This is a genomic window from Vibrio sp. 1288, from assembly GCF_033344475.1.
The window spans coordinates 1-609 of the sequence record NZ_JAWPOX010000766.1; the positions used below are offsets into that span (position 1 = coordinate 1).

The 609-nt window shown below is 41.1% G+C and carries 2 protein-coding genes and 1 pseudogene; all 3 read left to right on the plus strand.

Features of this window, described 5'->3' with window-relative positions; translation table 11 throughout:
- Positions 1-127, plus strand: a pseudogene (locus tag R8O11_RS29245) (esterase); the annotation flags it as partial.
- Between the two features lie 43 nt (positions 128-170).
- On the plus strand, positions 171-404 hold the full coding sequence (locus R8O11_RS29250; RefSeq protein WP_005455381.1) for a DUF3389 domain-containing protein: 234 nt from the start codon (positions 171-173) through the stop codon (positions 402-404).
- Between the two features lie 79 nt (positions 405-483).
- The coding region (locus R8O11_RS29255; protein WP_318195127.1) for an SgrR family transcriptional regulator at positions 484-609 on the plus strand (126 nt) is incomplete at its 3' end.

Below are 609 nucleotides of genomic sequence, written 5' to 3' on the forward strand. Positions count from 1 at the left end.
AAAACCTATTCACCTTGGTGTGTCGACTCAAGTTTGGCAGATTGAAATTACAGACGAACGTGATCGCTTGGTGTGTACTAGTCGTCTAACGATTGCTGTGAAACAACAAAAAGCAAAATTGGCTTAATTCGACGTTCATCAATCAGCAGAGATACACCCAAAGGCAGAACATGGTTATCGAGTTTTCATTAGGTAAAATTATCGCGACGCAGCGTGAAATCGTCATCAAACTAACCGGTGAGGCAATGGTCACATTGCAAGCACAAACCGATGCACTTCAACTTCTTGGTCGTGGCGCAAATGTGGTGTTAGCCCATGGGGCCGAATGCAAATGGTCAATAAAATTGGATAATGAGGAACAACTTATCCAACTCGCACAAGAAATTGGTATCGATATTCAATAATTTACCCCTTCATATTTGCACTTTTTCATAAAAATGAGGAAACTTGACTTATTGACATCAAGACAAGTATTTCCTCTTTATGAGTAGCCCTCGTTTACGTGTTCAGTTCGAAACACTCTTTGAAAAATTTGCCGGTAACGACACAGAAGTTCAGCTAGAAGACATTACCGATGCTCTGTTTTGTACGCGACGAAATGCGCGTATC